This is a genomic window from Streptomyces sp. BRA346 (genome assembly GCF_052851135.1).
On record NZ_JAIWIH010000047.1, the window covers coordinates 1 to 16,738 of the forward strand.

General features: G+C 72.0%; 15 protein-coding genes. 14 read left to right on the forward strand and 1 reads right to left on the reverse strand.

Going from position 1 to position 16,738, the window contains the following annotated elements:
- From LCH29_RS38045 to LCH29_RS38080, 8 genes are all read left to right on the forward strand, one after another.
- Nucleotides 1–2,601 (forward strand): thioesterase domain-containing protein (locus tag LCH29_RS38045; RefSeq protein ID WP_446466249.1); only part of this gene is annotated, 2,601 nt, incomplete at its 5' end.
- Nucleotides 2,580–3,833, forward strand: coding sequence for a macrolide family glycosyltransferase (locus LCH29_RS38050; protein ID WP_446466250.1), 1,254 nt, complete (start codon nt 2,580–2,582; stop codon nt 3,831–3,833). The genes LCH29_RS38045 and LCH29_RS38050, both read left to right, overlap by 22 nt.
- 1 nt (nt 3,834) lies before the next feature.
- Nucleotides 3,835–4,824 carry an NAD-dependent epimerase/dehydratase family protein gene (locus LCH29_RS38055; RefSeq protein WP_446466251.1) on the forward strand — a complete coding sequence of 330 codons (990 nt, stop codon included), beginning with the start codon at nt 3,835–3,837 and terminating at the stop codon, nt 4,822–4,824.
- Nucleotides 4,825–4,832: 8 nt separating this feature from the next.
- Nucleotides 4,833–6,059 carry a glycosyltransferase gene (locus LCH29_RS38060; RefSeq protein WP_446466252.1) on the forward strand — a complete coding sequence of 409 codons (1,227 nt, stop codon included), beginning with the start codon at nt 4,833–4,835 and terminating at the stop codon, nt 6,057–6,059.
- A gap of 46 nt (nt 6,060–6,105) precedes the next feature.
- The gene (locus LCH29_RS38065) at nt 6,106–7,230 is read left to right on the forward strand and encodes a DegT/DnrJ/EryC1/StrS family aminotransferase (protein WP_446466253.1); all 1,125 of its coding nucleotides are present in this window, start codon (nt 6,106–6,108) and stop codon (nt 7,228–7,230) included.
- A gap of 10 nt (nt 7,231–7,240) precedes the next feature.
- Nucleotides 7,241–8,302, forward strand: a complete 1,062-nt coding sequence (locus LCH29_RS38070) for a glucose-1-phosphate thymidylyltransferase (RefSeq protein ID WP_446466254.1) — start codon at nt 7,241–7,243, stop codon at nt 8,300–8,302.
- Nucleotides 8,299–9,282, forward strand: coding sequence for a dTDP-glucose 4,6-dehydratase (gene rfbB / locus LCH29_RS38075; RefSeq protein WP_446466255.1), 984 nt, complete (start codon nt 8,299–8,301; stop codon nt 9,280–9,282). The genes LCH29_RS38070 and rfbB overlap by 4 nt, the downstream gene beginning before the upstream one ends.
- Nucleotides 9,279–10,688, forward strand: coding sequence for an NDP-hexose 2,3-dehydratase family protein (locus tag LCH29_RS38080; protein ID WP_446466256.1), 1,410 nt, complete (start codon nt 9,279–9,281; stop codon nt 10,686–10,688). The genes rfbB and LCH29_RS38080 overlap by 4 nt, the downstream gene beginning before the upstream one ends.
- Before the next feature lie 50 nt (nt 10,689–10,738).
- On the opposite strand, the gene LCH29_RS38085 is transcribed toward LCH29_RS38080, so the two are convergent.
- Entirely contained in the window at nt 10,739–11,344 is a 606-nt protein-coding gene (locus LCH29_RS38085) for an acyltransferase (RefSeq protein ID WP_446466257.1), read from the reverse strand.
- A 308-nt stretch (nt 11,345–11,652) separates the two neighbouring features.
- Here LCH29_RS38085 and LCH29_RS38090 point away from each other — a divergent pair, with 308 nt between their 5' ends.
- The 6 genes from LCH29_RS38090 to LCH29_RS38115 are packed head-to-tail and all read left to right on the forward strand — an operon-like array spanning nt 11,653 to nt 16,729.
- Entirely contained in the window at nt 11,653–12,696 is a 1,044-nt protein-coding gene (locus tag LCH29_RS38090) for a 3-oxoacyl-ACP synthase III family protein (protein ID WP_446466258.1), read from the forward strand.
- The gene (locus LCH29_RS38095; RefSeq protein WP_446466259.1) at nt 12,693–12,968 is read left to right on the forward strand and encodes an acyl carrier protein; all 276 of its coding nucleotides are present in this window, start codon (nt 12,693–12,695) and stop codon (nt 12,966–12,968) included. The genes LCH29_RS38090 and LCH29_RS38095 overlap by 4 nt, the downstream gene beginning before the upstream one ends.
- On the forward strand, nt 12,965–14,119 hold the full coding sequence (locus LCH29_RS38100; RefSeq protein ID WP_446466260.1) for an acyl carrier protein: 1,155 nt from the start codon (nt 12,965–12,967) through the stop codon (nt 14,117–14,119). Before LCH29_RS38095 ends, LCH29_RS38100 begins: the two co-directional genes overlap by 4 nt.
- Before the next feature lie 48 nt (nt 14,120–14,167).
- Nucleotides 14,168–14,440, forward strand: a complete 273-nt coding sequence (locus LCH29_RS38105; RefSeq protein WP_009715027.1) for an acyl carrier protein — start codon at nt 14,168–14,170, stop codon at nt 14,438–14,440.
- Complete coding sequence (locus tag LCH29_RS38110; protein WP_446466261.1) at nt 14,437–15,627, forward strand: acyl-CoA dehydrogenase family protein; 1,191 nt, start codon at nt 14,437–14,439, stop codon at nt 15,625–15,627. Before LCH29_RS38105 ends, LCH29_RS38110 begins: the two co-directional genes overlap by 4 nt.
- Nucleotides 15,620–16,729: an acyl-CoA dehydrogenase family protein gene (locus LCH29_RS38115; RefSeq protein WP_446466262.1), complete on the forward strand. Its 1,110-nt coding sequence runs from the start codon at nt 15,620–15,622 to the stop codon at nt 16,727–16,729. Before LCH29_RS38110 ends, LCH29_RS38115 begins: the two co-directional genes overlap by 8 nt.
- Nucleotides 16,730–16,738 lie beyond the last annotated feature (9 nt).

Consider the following 16,738-nt stretch of genomic DNA (forward strand, 5'->3'; position numbering starts at 1 on the left):
CACACCTCGCACGTCGAGCTGATCGAAGAAGAGCTGGCCCGGGTGCTGGCGGAGGTCCGTCCGCAGACCAGCGAGGTGCCGTTCTTCTCGACGGTGGCCCATGAGTGGCTGGACACGACGGAGTTGGACGCCGGGTACTGGTACCGGAACCTGCGGCAGACCGTGCGTTTCCAGTCCGCCGTCGAGACGCTGGCCGAGCAGGAGTACGGGGCGTTCGTCGAGGTCAGCGCGCACCCGGTGCTGACCGTGAGCGTGCAGGAGGTGCTGGAGGGCGCCGCGCGCACGGCCACCCCGGTGGTGGCGGGCACGCTGCGCCGGGACGACGGTGGCCTCGACCGCTTCCTGATGTCGCTGGCCGAGCTGTGGGTCCGGGGCGTGGACGTCGACTGGACGCGGGTCTTCGCGGACACGGGCGCCTCCCGGGTGGACCTGCCCACGTACGCCTTCCAGCGCCGCCGCTACTGGCTGACGTTCGACGCCGCCGCCACCGGGGACATGGCCTCGGCGGGCCTGCTCCCGGCCGAACACCCCCTCCTGGGCGCGGCGGTGGAGCTGCCGGACACGGACGGCATCGTGTTCACCGGTCGGCTGGCCGCGCAGGGACACTCCTGGCTCGCCGCGGCGGAGGGGCACACCGCCGCGCTGCTGCCCGGAACGGCCTTCGTGGAGCTGGCCGTACGGGCCGGGGACGAGGTCGGGTGCGAGATGCTGGAGGAGCTGACCCTCCGTACCCCGCTGGTGCTGCCCGCCCGGGGCGGCGTGCAGCTCAGGGTGAGCGTGGCGGAGCCGGACGCGGCGGGCCGCCGTGCCCTCGGCGTCCACGCACGGCCCGAGGACGAGGCGTCCGACGCCCCGTGGACCTGCCACGCCACGGGTGTGCTGGCCACCGGCGACGGTACGGCGGCGGACTGGGACCTGGTGGCCTGGCCGCCCGCGGGGGCGGTCGCGGTGGACACCGACGCGCTGGACGGCCTGTGGAAGGGCGCCGACGGCGTGGTGTTCGCCGAAGTGGGCCTGGCGGAGGAGCAACAGGCGGAGGCGGCTCGCTACGGCCTGCACCCGGCGCTGCTCGACGCCGCCCTGGACGCGGCGCGTCACGTCATGGGCACCGGCGAGGACGGCACCGGGCCGCTGTGGCTCCCGTCGTCCTGGCGCAGGGTCGCGCTGCACGCGTCCGGCGCCTCGGCGCTGCGGGTGCGGATCAGCGGTGGCGGGGAGCCGGACACGTTCTCGGTGGCGCTGGCCGACGCGACCGGCGCGGCCGTGGCATCGGTGGCCGAACTCGCCCTGACCCGGCTGGACCCCGAGGCACTGCCCGGCGGCTCCGAGGCACTGCCCGGTGGCACCGGGACGCTGCCCGCAGGCCAGGAAGCTGGCCACGAGGGCGTCCGTACGGTGACGCGGGGCCGCCCGGCCCGGCGGACCGCCGCCGCGGCGCCCGGTGCCACGGACGAACCGGCGCTGGTGCGACGGCTGGCCGGGCTCGGGCACGCCGAGCAGATCGGGGTGCTCTCCGACCTGGTGCGCGCCGAGACGGCCGCGGTCCTCGGACACGCCGAGCCCGGGACCGTGGACCTGCACCGCGGCTTCTTCGAGCAGGGGTTCAACTCGCTGATGTCGGTGGACCTGCGCAACCGGCTCAGCGCGGCGACCGGGCTGCGGCTGCCGACCGCGTTCCTCTTCGAGCACACCAAGCCGACGGCCGCGGTCACCCATCTCCAGCGGGAGCTGAGCCGACCGGGCGGGTCGGAGGCGTCCGGGGCCGGTGGCATCGAGGCGATGTTCCGGCAGGCGTACGCCACCGGGAAGTTCACCGCGGGCAACGACCTGATCATGGCGGCCTCGAACTTCCGGGACGCCTTCGAAGCCGCCTCGGCGGCCGCGCACCTGCCCGAGCCGGTCCGGATGGCCGTGGGAGAGGCGCGGCCGGGGCTGTTCTGCCTCCCGGCCGTGGTGGCGACGGCGGGCCCGCAGCAGTACACGCGCTTCGCGGAACACTTCCGGGGCCACCGGGACGTGACGGTGCTGCCCCAGCCGGGTTTCCTGCACGGCGAGAGAGTCCCGGCCGACATGCACGCCCTGGCCGAGCTGCACGCCCAGTCGCTGCGGCGCGCCGCCGGTGACGAGCCGTTCGTGCTCCTGGGGCACTCGGCGGGCGGGCACATCGCGCACGCCGTCACCGAGCACCTGGAGAGCCTCGGCACCCCGCCCGCCGCCCTGGCGTTGCTGGACGTGCCCTGGCCGGAGGACGACGAGACCAACCTGGAGGTCGCGGTGTCGGCGCTGGGCGTGGTCTTCGACCGCGAGGAGAAATTGGGCGGCGGCATCATGAACGACACCCGGCTGACGGCCATGGGCGGCTATCACCGCATTCTGGGCCAGTGGCAGCCCGAGCCCATCAAAACCCCCACGCTGCTGGTGCGCGCCACCGAGCCGGTACCGGCTCCCTCCGGCGCCCCGGAAGACGCTCGCATGCTCAATGTCGAGTGGAAATTGAGTCATACGGCACGGGAAGTGCCGGGCGACCACTTCACCATTGTGGAACAGCACGCGGAGAACACTGCGAGCGTTGTCGAGAAGTGGCTCGAAGAAATAGGCTGAGCCGACGAATAAGAACTGGAGTCACACCTTTGAAGAAGCACATAGCGTTCTTCGTCGCTCCCTATCAGGGACATGTGAATCCCCTTCTCCCGATGGTTGCCGACCTGGTCGGCAGGGGGCATCGGATCACCTGTGTCACGGCGCCGCAATTCGTCGAGCCGCTGGTGGCGGCCGGTGCCCGGGCCGTGGAGTACGCCTCGGTCTGGCCCGCGAACCGGAGCGTTCCGGCCGATATGACGGCCGAGGAGATGGCGAAGGGGCCGCTTCAGATCCTCCGCGAGAACATCGCGGCCGCGAACGCCGCGGAGCGGGAACTCGCCGCCGATCTGCCCGATCTGGTGGTGTACGACACGCTGCTGAACTTCGCCGGGCGGGCGCTCGCCGAGAAATGGCGGCGGCGGGCCGCGCAGTTCATTCCGCTGCTCGCCTCGAACGAGCACTTCTCGGTCCTCCAGGCGGTGGCGAACGAATTCCCGCCGGTCGACCCGCAGCATCCGGCGCTGCTGGAATTCGGTGCGCAACTGGGGGAGTTCCGGGCCGGTCACGGGCTGTCCGCGCCCGGTCCCGAGGATTTCCTCGCCGCGTCCGAAGGGCTCAATCTGGTGTGCGTGGGCCGGGATTTCCAGCCCGCCGCGGACACCTTCGACGACCGCTATGTGTTCGTCGGCCCGAGCCTGGCCGACCCGGCCGAGCGGGCCCCGTGGAGCCCGCCGGACAGCGGGGCGCCGGTGCTGCTGATCGCGCTGGGCACGCTGTTCAACGAGCGCCCGGACTTCTACCGGGCGTGCCGTGAGGCGTTCGCGGACGAGCCCTGGCACGTGGTGATGGCGGTCGGCGACCACGTCGACCCCGCGGACCTCGGCCCGCTGCCGCCCAACGTCGAGGTGCACCGGCGGGTGCCGCAGCTCGCGGTGCTGGAGCACGCCCGGGTCTTCGTGACCCACGGCGGCATCCGCAGCGCGATGGAGTCGCTGTCCGCCGGTACGCCCATGGTGGCCGTGGCGCAGTCCGTGGAGCTGGACTTCACCGCGCGTCGGATCGCCGAGCTGGGTCTCGGGGTGCGGATCGCCCGCCAGGAGGTCACCCCGGAGGCGCTGCGCGCCGCGGTGCGCAGCGCGGCCGAGGACCCGGAGATCCAGCGGCGGGTGGCCGCCATGTCGGAGAGCGTCCGCGCGGACGGCGGGGCGGCCCGCGCCGCCGACGCGATCGAGACGTACGCGGAGCGGGTCTGATATGGCGGCGGACTACTGGGCCGGGAAGACCGTCCTGGTCACCGGGGGACTGGGCTTCATCGGCTCGCACATGGTCGAGGAACTGGTGGGCCGGGGCGCGCACGTGCTGTGCGTGTACCGCACGGAGAAGCCGGAGGTGCTGGCCGAGCTTCCGGCCTCCCCGTCGCTGACGGCGCTGCGGATCGACGCCCTCGACTACGACGCGCTGCTGGCCGTCGCCGCCGCGGTGCCGCGCGTCGACGCGGTCGTCAACTGCGCCACGCTCGACGGCAATATGCAGTTCCTGCTCGAGGAATCGGGCCGGATGCTCGACGAGAACATGCGCATCGTCTCCAATGTGCTCAACCTGGCCCGCCACTGCCGCATTCCGGACGTGGTGCTGATCAGCTCGGCCGAGATCTACTCGTACGACGGCACGGAACCCATGCGCGAAGAGGACGACCACCGTCGCCACATGGAGTTCTCGCCGAATGGCTACCGGATGTCGAAGATGTTCACCGAGGTGCTGGCGGACCTGTACCGCAAGCAGTTCGGAATGAACATCTACACGCCGCGCCCCACCAATGTGTACGGCCCGCGTGACGATTTCGACACCACCACCAACCACGTCATCCCGAACATGCTGATGAAGCTGGCGGCCGGGCAGGACATCGAGATCTGGGGCGACGGCAGCCAGCTGCGCACCTTCATCCACGTACAGGACGTCGTCCGCGCGATCCTGTGCATGGTCCGGTCGGGCACCTGCGAAACCCTCAACCTCGGCACGTCCGAGTCGGTTTCCATCCGCGATCTGGCCTATCTGGTGGCCGAGGCGGCCGGACATACGAAGAACCGGGTCCGTTTCGATCCGGACAAGCCCGTGGGCGCGGCCAGGCGGGCACTCGATCTGGACAATTTCCACCGCGTTGTCGATTTCACGCCGCGCTCCCTGAAAGACGGCCTCCTCGACACCGTCCAGTGGTATCGGAAGAAAACGCAGAGGGTTCGATGAAGGTTTCCTTGCAGACATTCGGGACGCGCGGCGACGTCCATCCCTTCGTGGCGCTCGGGATCGGGCTGCGCAAGCGCGGGCACGACGTCACCGTGGCCACCGCCCTGGATTTCAAGGCCATGGTGGAGCAGGCCGGGCTGGAATTCCGTGAGATACCCGGCCGGACCACCGACCACTTCTCCAACCCGGCGGTCATCAAGTCGATCCGCAAGAGCTCGTCCTCGATCCGCACGGCGATGGCCATGGAGCGCCCCGGCAAGGACGAGTTCGTGGACGCCGTGGAGAAGATGCAGGAGGCCGCCGAGGGCGCCGACTTCACGCTGACCTCGCTCATCACCCGCGCCTGCGGCTTCGCCGGGCTCGACAGGCCGTGGGGCACGGTGTCCTGGTGGCCGATCACCGCCACCCGGGAGTTCCGCGCGTACAAGACCCCCGACCTGCCGCTCGGGCCGCTGTACACGAAGTTCACCCACGCCATGTCCGCCCAGATGGAGTGGGCGGCCTGGCACCGCCCCGCGGTCAACGGGTTCCGCGCCCGCCGCGGGCTGCCGCCCCTGAAGAAGTCGCCGATGGGCGGGCTCGGCACCGAGCAGCCCGTGCTGTATCCGTACAGCCCGAGCTTCCTGCCGCCGCCGAACGACTGGCCCGCCAACACCCATGTCACCGGCTACTGGATCTGGGAACGCCCCGAGGAGGAGCCCCCGGCCGACCTGGTGGACTTCCTCGACAGCGGCTCCACGCCCCTGCTGCTGGCCCTGGGCAGCGCCTGGCCGGTGTACGGCGAGCGGACCTTCCACCTGGTGCGCGACGCGGTACGGCACGCCGGGCGGCGGCTGATCGTGGTGGGCGGGCCCGAGGGGACCGGCTCCGACGAGGTGTTCCGGGTGCCGGAGGTGGATTACGGCTGGCTGTTCCCGAAGGTGGCCGCGGTCATCCACGGCGGCGCCTTCGGCACCACGGCCGACGCGCTGCGCGCCGGGGTGCCGCAGCTGACCGTGCCGTGCTGGGCCGACGGCCCGTACTGGGCGGACCGGCTGGCCGAACTCGGCGTGGCCGCGCCCCCGGTGCCGTTCCAGAAGATGACCGCCGCCCAGCTGCGGCAGGCCGTGCACACCGTGGTCAACGACCCCCGGCTCGCCGAACAGGCCGCCCGGACCGGCGAGCGCGTACGCCGCGACCGGGGCGTGGAGACGGCCTGCGACCTCATCGAATCCTGGGCCGACCAGGCCCGCTGACACCCGGACATCCCTCTCCCACACGGCCTTGGAGGCTGAACCACCCATGACCACATACGTCTGGGGCTACCTGCCGGAATACCACGACGAGCGCAAGGACATCCTCGACGCGGTCGACACCGTCTTCAGCTCGGGAAGCCTGGTGCTCGGCGCGAGCGTCAGCGGCTTCGAGTCGGAGTTCGCCGACTACCACGGTGTGCGCCACTGCACCGGCGTCGACAACGGCACCAACGCCGTCAAGCTCGCCCTGGAGGCGATGGGCGTCGGCCCCGGGGACGAGGTGATCACCGTCTCCAACACCGCCGCGCCCACCGTCGTGGCCATCCACGGCACCGGCGCCACCCCCGTCTTCGTGGACATCAGGCCCGAGGACTACCTGATGGACACCGACCAGGTGGCCGCCGCCATCACCCCGCGCACCAAGGCGCTGCTGCCGGTGCACCTGTACGGCCAGTGCGTGGACATGGCGCCGCTGGAGGCGCTGGCCGCCGAGCACGGGCTCGCCCTGGTGGAGGACTGCGCCCAGGCGCACGGCGCCCGCCACCACGGCCGGATCGCCGGCTCCATGGGCGACATCGCCGCGTTCTCCTTCTACCCGACCAAGGTGCTGGGCGCGTACGGCGACGGCGGCGCCGTCCTCACGGGCAGCGACGAGGCCGACGCGGCGCTGCGGCGGCTGCGCTACTACGGCATGGAGAAGAGGTACTACGTCGTCCGGATGCCCGGCCACAACAGCCGCCTGGACGAGGTGCAGGCCGAGATCCTGCGCCGCAAGCTCACCCGCCTCGACGGCTACATCGACGGGCGCCGCGCCGTGGCCCGCCGCTACGAGGAGGGCCTGGCCGACCTGACCGGGCCGGGCGGCCTCCAGCTGCCCGCCACCAGCCCCGGCAACGAGCACGTGTACTACGTGTACGTGGTGCGCCACCCGCAGCGCGACCGCATCATCGAGCGGCTCAAGAGCGCGTACGACATCTCCCTGAACATCAGCTACCCGTGGCCGGTGCACACCATGGCCGGGTTCGAACACCTCGGCTACGCCAAGGGGTCGCTGCCGGTCACCGAGGCGCTGGCCGAGGAGATCTTCTCGCTGCCCATGTACCCGTCCCTTCCCCCGGACCTCCAGAACACCGTGATCGGTGCTCTGCGCGACGTCCTGACCACGCTCTAGGAGGCACACGATGAAGGCACTGGTGTTGTCCGGAGGCATGGGGCTGCGGCTGCGGCCGTTCAGCCACTCCATGCCCAAACAGCTCATCCCGGTGGCCAACAAGCCGGTCCTGGTCCATGTGGTCGAGGGGCTGCGGGCCCTGGGGATCACCGAGGTCGGCGTGGTGGTCGGCGACCGGTCGGAGATGATCGAAGGCGTCCTCGGCGACGGCTCCGACCTCGACGTGAAGATCACCTACATCCCGCAGGACGCGCCGCACGGGCTCGCCCACTGCGTGGCCATCGCCCGCGACTTCCTCGGCGACGACGACTTCGTGATGTACCTGGGCGACCAGATGCTGCCCGACGGCGTCACCGAACTGGCCCGGGACTTCCGCACCGAACGCCCCGACGCCCAGGTCGTGGTGCACCAGGTGGCCGACCCGCGGGCCTTCGGGGTCGCCGAGGTGGCCGCGGACGGCCGGGTGGTGCGCCTGGTGGAGAAGCCCGAGTCGCCGGTCAGCGACCTGGCGGTGGTCGGCGTGTACTTCTTCACCCCCGCCATCCACGAGGCCGTCGCCGCCATCGGCGCCGGCGACCGCGGCGAGCTGGAGATCACCGACGCCATCCAGTGGCTGGTGTCCTCCGGCGCGGACGTCCGGGCCCGGGTCTACCGCGGCTTCTGGAAGGACGCCGGGCGGGTGGACGACGTCCTGGAGTGCAACCGGGAACTCCTCGACCGGCTCAAGCCGTCGGTGCGCGGCGAGGTCGACGACGCCAGCGAGCTGATCGGCGCGGTCGTGGTCGAGGAGGGCGCGCGGATCGTCCGCAGCCGCATCGTCGGACCCGCGGTCATCGGCGCCGGGGCCCTGGTCGAGGACAGCGACATCGGCCCGCACACCGCGATCGGCCGGGACTGCGTGCTGAGCGGGACCGGCGTCGGGTACACCATCGTCCAGGACGGCGCGACCGTGACGAACGTCGGCTCGGTGCACGCCTCGGTCATCGGCCGGGACGCCAGCGTCACCTCGGCCCCGGCCGACGGCCACCGGCTCGTCGTCGGCGACCACGCCCGGATCGAGGTGGCCGCGTGAGGATCCTGGTGACCGGGGGCGCCGGATTCATCGGCTCGGCCTATGTCCGCACCCTCCTCGACGGCGGCTACGCCGGGTACGAGGACGCCTCGGTGACGGTGCTGGACAAGCTCACCTACGCGGGCAACCGCACCAACCTGCCCGCACACCACGACCGGCTGGACTTCGTCCGGGGCGACATCTGCGACGCGGGGCTGCTGCGCGAGCTGCTGCCCGGCCACGACGCGGTGGTGAACTTCGCCGCCGAATCACACGTGGACCGCTCCATCGAGGACCCGTCGGCGTTCGTGCGCACCAATGTGCTCGGCACCCAGACCCTGCTGGAGGGCTGCCTGCTGAGCGGCGTGGAGCGGGTCGTGCACATCTCCACCGACGAGGTGTACGGCTCGATCGAGCGCGGCGCGTGGACCGAGGAGTGGCCGCTCGCGCCCAACTCCCCGTACGCCGCGTCCAAGGCGTCCGGCGACCTCATCGCCCGCTCGTACTGGCGCACCCACGGGCTGGACGTGTCCATCACCCGCTGCTCCAACAACTACGGGCCCCACCAGCACCCGGAGAAGCTGATCCCGCTGTTCGTCACCAGCCTGCTCAGCGGCGACACGGTGCCGCTGTACGGCGACGGCTCCAACGTCCGCGAATGGGTCCACGTCCAGGACCACTGCGCGGGCATCCAGCTGGTTCTGAGCGGAGGCAGAGCCGGCGAGATCTACCACATCGGTGGCGGGAACGAGCGGACCAACCGCCAGATCACCGACGCGCTGCTGGAGCTGTGCGGCGCGTCCGGGGACCGGGTGCGCCAGGTGGCCGACCGCAAGGGCCACGACCTGCGCTACGCGCTGGACGACGGCAAGATACGGGCCGAGCTGGGCTACGCTCCGGCCGTGGACTTCGACCGGGGCCTGGCCGACGTCGTCGCCTGGTACGGGGACAACCCGGCCTGGTGGAAGCCGCTCAAGGAGCGCGCGGGAGCGGCCGTATGACCGCGGCCACCGCGCCGCGCACCGCGGACCTGCGCCCCGGCGAGGACCCGGAGCTGCCCGCCCGGCTGGCCCGCTCCGCCCGGGAGCGGGACGGGACGCTGCTGCCCACCGCGGAGTTCGACACCTGGCTGGAGGGGCGCCGCCGGGCGCACCCCTTCCGGGTGGAGCAGGTGCCGTTCGCCGAGGCGGACGGCTGGGCCTTCGACCCGGCCACCGGCAACCTGGGACACCGCAGCGGGCGGTTCTTCACCGTCGAGGGGCTGGACGTGCGCCGGGGCGACGGTCCGGTACGGCAGTGGCAGCAGCCCATCATCCGTCAGCCGGAGATCGGTGTCCTCGGCATCCTGGTCAAGGACATCGGCGGGGTGCCGCACTTCCTGATGCAGGCCAAGATGGAGCCCGGCAACCCCGATCTGCTCCAGCTCTCGCCCACCGTGCAGGCCACCCGCAGCAACTACACCCGGGTCCACCAGGGTGCGCCGGTGCGCTACCTGGAGTACTTCGCCGGGGCGCGGCGCGGACGGGTCGTCGCCGATGTGCTCCAGTCCGAGCACGGCTCGTGGTTCTACCGCAAGAGCAACCGCAACATGGTGGTGGAGACCGACGAGGACGTCCCCGCGGAGGACGACTTCTGCTGGCTCACGCTCGGGCAGATCCATGAGCTGCTGGCGCGGGACAACGTGGTCAACATGGACGCGCGCACGGTGCTGTCGTGCCTGACGCCCTTCCTGCCCGGCGCGCGCGAGGACGGCGGGGGACTGGCGCACACGCCGACCCCCGAGCTGCTGAGCTGGTTCACCGGGCAGCGCAGCGAACGGGAGATCGAGGTGTCCCGGATGCCGCTGGCCGAGGTGGCGGACTGGCGGCGGGACGGCGAGGAGATCGCCCGGCCGGACCGCCGGTACTTCCAGGTGGTGACGGTGTCGGTGCGGGCCGGGAGCCGGGAGGTGGGCGGCTGGTGCCAGCCGCTGTTCGCGCCCCGCGGCCCGGGCGTGGTGGCCTTCGTGGTCCGCGACATCGGCGGGGTGCGGCACGTGCTGATGCGGGCGCGGCCGGAGCCGGGTTTCCGCGACGCCGTGGAGCTGGGCCCGACCGTGCAGTGCACCCCGGACAACTACCCGCCGGACGGCGACCAGCCGGACCCGCGGCCGCCGCTGCTGGACGAGGTGCTGTCGGCCGCACCGTCCCGGATCCTGTACGACGCCGTGCACTCGGAGGAGGGGGGACGCTTCCTGAACGCGGTCAGCCGCCATCTGATCGTGGCAGCGGACGAGAGGTTCCCCCTCCAACCGCCCCCGGACTGCGCCTGGTTCACCGTGGAGCAGCTGTCCGGTCTCGTACGGCACGGGCACTTCGTGAGCGTGCAGGCCCGCACCCTGCTGGCCTGCCTGAACACGCTGTGCTGAGCGCGGTGTGCGGGTGTCCGGACGCGGTCGCGTCCGGACACCGCGCCGGATCACGTCAGATGCGGGTCGTCGGGGTGCAGCGTGCCGTCGGTCTCGGTGTAGCGCTCCCCGGTGCGCGGGCAGACGAAGTGGCCGTCCCCGGCGTCCTCCAGGGGCGCTCCGGCCCGTCCCACCCACTTCACCCGGCGGGCGGGGACACCGGCGACCAGGGCGAAGTCGGGGACGTCGCGGGTGACGACCGAGCCCGCGGCGACCATGGCCCAGCGGCCTATGGTCACCGGCGCCACGCACACGGCCCGGGCGCCGATGGACGCGCCGCGGCGGACGGTGACCCCGACCGGGGTCCAGTCGTCGGCGTCCTTCGGCTTGCCCTCGGGGGTGATGGCGCGGGGGTAGGAGTCGTTGGTGAGGACGGCGGCGGGGCCGATGAAGACCCCGTCCGCCACCCGGGCCGGTTCGTAGACCAGGGCGTGGTTCTGCACCTTGCAGCCGTCGCCGAGGGAGGCGCCCGGGCCGATGTACACGCCGCGGCCGATGGAGCAGTCGCCGCCCACCGAGGCGCCCTCGCGGATATGCGTCAGGCCCCACACCGTTGTGCTCTCACCCACGTCGGCGTTCTTGTGCACGTCCGCGGTCGGATCGATATGCGCAACCACTGCTTCTCCTCACCGGAAAACTGCCGAGTCCGTCCGAAAGGGCAGGAGGCGATGGTAACTTGACACTCTGTCGGGGTACGATTTAGCTGGTACTCGACCAGTACTGAACTGGGGTACTGAAAGCGCCGGACCGCGTCCGGCCAACGGGGTGTAGCAGCAGTATCGAAACGGGGTTCCTCGACCGGCCGACCGGTCTTTCGCATGCGACGAATCCAGCGGATTCCTGGCGCGTGCTGCCGCCGCATGCCTCCTTTTGTCCAAAAGCACGGTCCATGTAACGCGCGTGGTGAGCAAGAAGGGAAGCCGGAATGCGAGTAGACGGTGTCTACATCAGCTCGGTCGGTGTGTATCTTCCGGAATGGGTGAGCGTTGACGACGCCGAGGGGATCGGCGACGAGCAGCGGGCGGAGTTCAAGGCCGGCGGGCTGACCGGCACCCATGTCGCGGGGGACACCCCGGCCGTGGACATGGCCGTCGCCGCAGCTCGCAGCGCCATCGAGCGGTCCACCGCGACCACCGAGACCCTCGACGGGCACATTCACGGCAGCGTCTACTACCAGGTTCCCGAAGGCGCCTACGCCCCCGGATACATCCTGCGCGAGCTGGGCACCGGAAACATCGCGTCCTTCGACATCCAGCAGGGTTGCAACGGCATGCTGGGTGCACTCCAGGTGGCCATCGGCCAGCTGACCGGTGCCGCGAAGAGCGAGCATGTCCTCATCACCACCGCGTCGAACTTCAGCAGTCCGCAGTTCAACCGGTGGAAGGATTTCGGGACCAACTCCATCTACTCCGACGGGGCCGCCGCCGCGGTCGTCAACGGCACCGGTGGATTCGCCCAGGTCCGGTCCCTGAACTCCGGTACGCTGCATGAGCTGGAGGCATGGCACCGGGGTCAGGAGTCCCTTCTCCCGCCCCGCGGCGGCGAAACGAATCACTTCAACCTGGGCGAGCGCTCCCAGTATTTCGTCGACAATGTGATGGAGCTGCCGCGGCTCTTCGAGAGCTTTTTCAAGTTCGACCTGGGCATCATCAACGACTCCCTGGTCGACGCGGGTCTGACGGCCTCCGACATCACCAAAGTGGTCACCATCAACGTGGACAACCGCATGATCGAGCAGGCGCTCATGCGGCCCCTCGGCATCCCCTCCGACCGGCTGTGCGCCGAGTACGGGGCGAAGGTCGGCCACTCGGGCGGCGCCGACATGTTCATCACCCTCGAACACCTGGCGCGCACCGGCGGTCTGGAGCCGGGTGACAACGTCCTGCTGACCTCCCAGGGCCCGGGGTGGATCTGCTCCTCCGCCGTGCTGACCGTCGTCGAGCAGCCCTCGTGGAGCGACGCCCAGTGACACGCGACCGGGACGACGTCTTCGCCACCGTCAAGGACATCGTGATCACCGAGGCCAGGGCCGCCGTCGAGCCGTCCGCCGTGCCCGACGACGAACCCCTGGCGGGCCCCCTGCTGAACGTCAGCTCCATGGCGCTGCTGGGCATCCTCACCCGGATCGAGGACGAGTTCGGCTCCGCCGTCCCCGACGACCTGTTCGCCGGGCGCAGCCTCAAGACCGTGCGCGACCTCGTGGAGCTGGTGTCCCTCCCCGCCGAGGAGGCCCCGAAGTGAGCGCCGGAGCGGACACCGCCGACACGGTCCGGGCCGACCTGCTGGACTGCCTCCAGGTCAACCTCGCCCTGCTCGCCGACCGGCACCACGGCCCCGGCACCCATCTGCGCCTCGGCGCCCGGCTGCGGTTCGCGCCGCGCCCCGGGCCGGGCGGTCTGCCCACCGTCGAGCCGACGCTGGACGACCATCTCGCCGATGCCGCGGAGCTGCTGGGCCTGACCGTCACCACCCGCTTCAGCGGCGTGGACCGCCCGGTCATCACCGCCGGCGGGCCCGTCTACGTGGTGGCCGACGCCCACTACCTGCCGTGGGTGCCCTACTTCGGACACCAGCACGTCGAGCACAGCTTCCTGGTGGAGCCGGGCGCGGACGGCGACACGGTCCGGGTGACCGACGGCTACCACAACGACACCCAGTGGGGGAAGGCCAGGCCCGGGACGCACACCTACGGCCGCGACGAACTGGCCGCGATCCTCGCCGCGGATCCGCAGGGCGTCGAGCTGCTGCACCTCGCCCCGCGCCCGCTCGGCCCCGCGCCCCGCCCGGCCGCCGACCTCGACGCCGACCGCGCGGCGCAGTACCTGCGTGCCTACGCCGAACACCCCGACCGCACCGCAGCGCTGGAGCGGTTCACTCTGGAGACGTGGCTGCTGGCCCGCGCCCGCAAGCTGCACGCCCAGTACGCCGCGGGCGGGCCCGAGGCCGCGGTCGACCCGGCCGCCGCCGAGCACCTGGCCCGCTGGGACGGCGTCGTGGAGCACGCGTACCTCACCTTCCGGCGGGTCGCGCGCGGCCGCGCCGAACCCCCCGAGCTGCTCGCCCGAGCCGCCGAGGTGCTGCGCGCCGACGCGACCGCGCTGACCGGCGGCGGACCGGCCGCCGAGCCAGGTGGCGCCGCCGCCGGGAACGACGAGCTGCGCCCCACCGTGCGCGCGGTCGTCGCCTCCGTCCTCGCCCTCGACGAACACCTCGTGCCCGACACCGAACTGACGGGCCTCGCGGAGTTCAGCAGCCTGCGCATGGTCGAGATCGTGGAGGGCCTGGAGGCCGCGTTCGCCGTGGAGTTCGGGCCGGACGACCTCGTACCGGAGAAGCTGCACCGCATCGACGACCTGTGCGGCCTGGTGCACCGCGCCCTCGCCGACCGCTGACCGGTCCCCGCGACCGACGCCGAAGACCTCAGAAAGGTGGCCCACGCCGTGGACGCCCGCTTCACCGAACTGCTCACGCCCTACCTCCCCTACCTGGGGGACCGTGAACTGACGGCCGACACCCCGCTGCGCGAGTACGGCCTGGACTCGATGCAGGCCATCGAGCTGATGCTGTCCGTGGAGGACACCTACGGGGTGGAACTGCCGGACGAGCAGCTGACCGAGGAGACCTTCAGCACCGCGGGCAAGCTGTGGGACGCGCTGTCCGGCCAGCTCGGCGGCCAGGGCTCCGACACCGCCCCGGCGGCGGACGCCGTATGAGCGGCGCCACCGGGCAGGGTCCCCGTACGGACCTCCTCCCGGCCGTCGAACAGGTCCGCGCCCTGGCCGCGAAGCACGCCGAGGAGACCGACGAGGCCGCGCGGTTCCCGGTCGCCGTGCTGGACGAACTGCGCGCCACCGGACTGCTCGGGCTGCTGGTGCCCACCGAGTACGGCGGGCTCGGCGGCGGCCTGGACGAGCTGCTGGACATCACCATGGAGCTCGGCCGGGCCGATATGTCGGTCGCGATGATCTTCTCGATGCACTGCCAGCAGGTGGCGGGCGTCGTACACCACGCCGGACCCCGGCTCGCGGGCGAACTGCTGCCGCTGGTCGCCGCCGGGCGGATGTATCTGGCCTCGGTGACCACGGAGGCGGGCAAGGGCGGCCATCTGCTGACCGCCACCGCCGGACTCACCGCCGAGGACGACGGACTGGACATCGACCGGTTCGCGCCGATCGTCACCGGTGGCGAGCACGCCGACGGCTTCCTCATCACCATGCGCAGCCCCGAGGCCCGCTCCGCGGGCGACGTCTCGCTCGTGTACGCCCACCGCGACCAGCTCACCATCACCCCCTCGGGCGACTGGAACCCGCTGGGCATGCGGGCCAGCCACAGCACCGCGCTCCGGCTCACCGGCCGCATCCCCGAGCACCAAGTCGTCGGCGAGCACGGGCAGTTCCGCACGGTCGTGCTCAACACCTTCGGCCCGCTGGCCCATCTGGGCTGGGCGGCCAGCTGGCTGGGCACCGCGAGCGGCGCCCTGTCCCGGGTGCTGCGGCTGCTGCGCAGCCCCGACGGCCGCAAGGGCGCCAACCTCGACTCCGAGCTGCTGATGACCCGGCTCTCGCGGGCCCGGCAGCGGCTGGAGACCGTGCACGCCCTGATGCGGCACACCGCCGAGGTCGTCACCCGGGTGCGTGCCGAGGGCGACGACCTGTCCCGGCCCCGCTACCAGATGCTGATCAACAGCCTCAAGATCACCGCATCGGAGGAGTGCCACCGGGCGGTGGAGGACCTGATCGACGCCGTCGGCCTGCGCCACGGCTACCTCAAGGGCTCGCCCACCGGCCTCGAACGGGCCCTGCGCGACCTGCGTTCGGCCGCCCTGAACTACAGCAACGACCGGCTCCACCTGGCCGACGGCAAGCTCGCGCTGCTGGACGCGGAGGTCCGTTTTGCCTGACGCGCAGACCCGGCCGGTGCCCGCACCCGCGGTGTCCGGAGCCGACGCCCGGCAGGCCGACGCCCGGCAGGCCGTCGCGGAGCTGGCCGGGGCCGGGGCGCTCGCCGAGCTGTACGGGCCCCGGCCCACCGGCCGGGTGGACCCGAGGACCCTGCGGCGGCTGCTGGCCGAGGCCGCCGCGCGCGGCCCGCAGGGCACCGTGCTGGCCCTGCTGGTGCAGCTCGCCACCGCCCTGCCCCTGCTGACCGAGACGGCCCAGGCCCCCACCGCCACCGCGGTACGGGACGCCGCCCTCGGCGGCCGGGCGCTGCTCGCGCTCGCCGCCACCGACGAACAGGCCGGATCGGACCTCACCGCGCTCACCACCACCGTCGACCTCGACGGCGACCGGGTGACCGTGAACGGGACCAAGCGCTGGGTCACCTCGGCCCTCACCGCCGACCACGCCCTGGTGCTGGCCCGCCACCGGCCCGGCCGCCACTTCACCAACTTCACCTGGGTACTGGTCCCGCTGACCGCGCCCGGCGTCACCGTCCGCCCCGCCGCCACCGAGCTGTTCGAGGGCTCCGGCGTCGGCCACCTCGAGCTGTCCGGCGTCGTGCTCTCCCGCGACCACCTCCTCGGCCGCACCGGCCGCGGGCTCGCCCTCTTCGCCCGCCACCTGGCCGTCGAGCGGCTGGCCTCCGCGGCCTGGGCCATCGAGCTGTGCCGCGGCGCCATCGCCGACACCGACCGGCGGCTGCGCGCGCGGCAGGTGGACGACACCCCGCTGCGGGAGTCGGCGAGCGTACGCCAGCGGCTGGCCGACTGCGCCGTCCAGGTCAGCTCCCTGCACGCGCTGTGGACGGCCTCGTGCGACCGGATCGCCGACGGCCACGACGCCACCGCCGCCGCCGTCCTCAAGGCCGCCTCCGGCACCACCGTGGACCGCGTGATGACCACCTGCGCCCAGCTCCAGGGGGCCGACGGCTTCGGCACCGGAGGAATCCAGCAACTGCGCGCCGAGGCCGCCGTGTTCGCCATCGGCGGCGGCGCCACCGAGGTCGTCCTCGACACCGTCGCGGGCCGCCTCGACACCGTACTGAACGAACTGACCCCATGACCCGGGCAC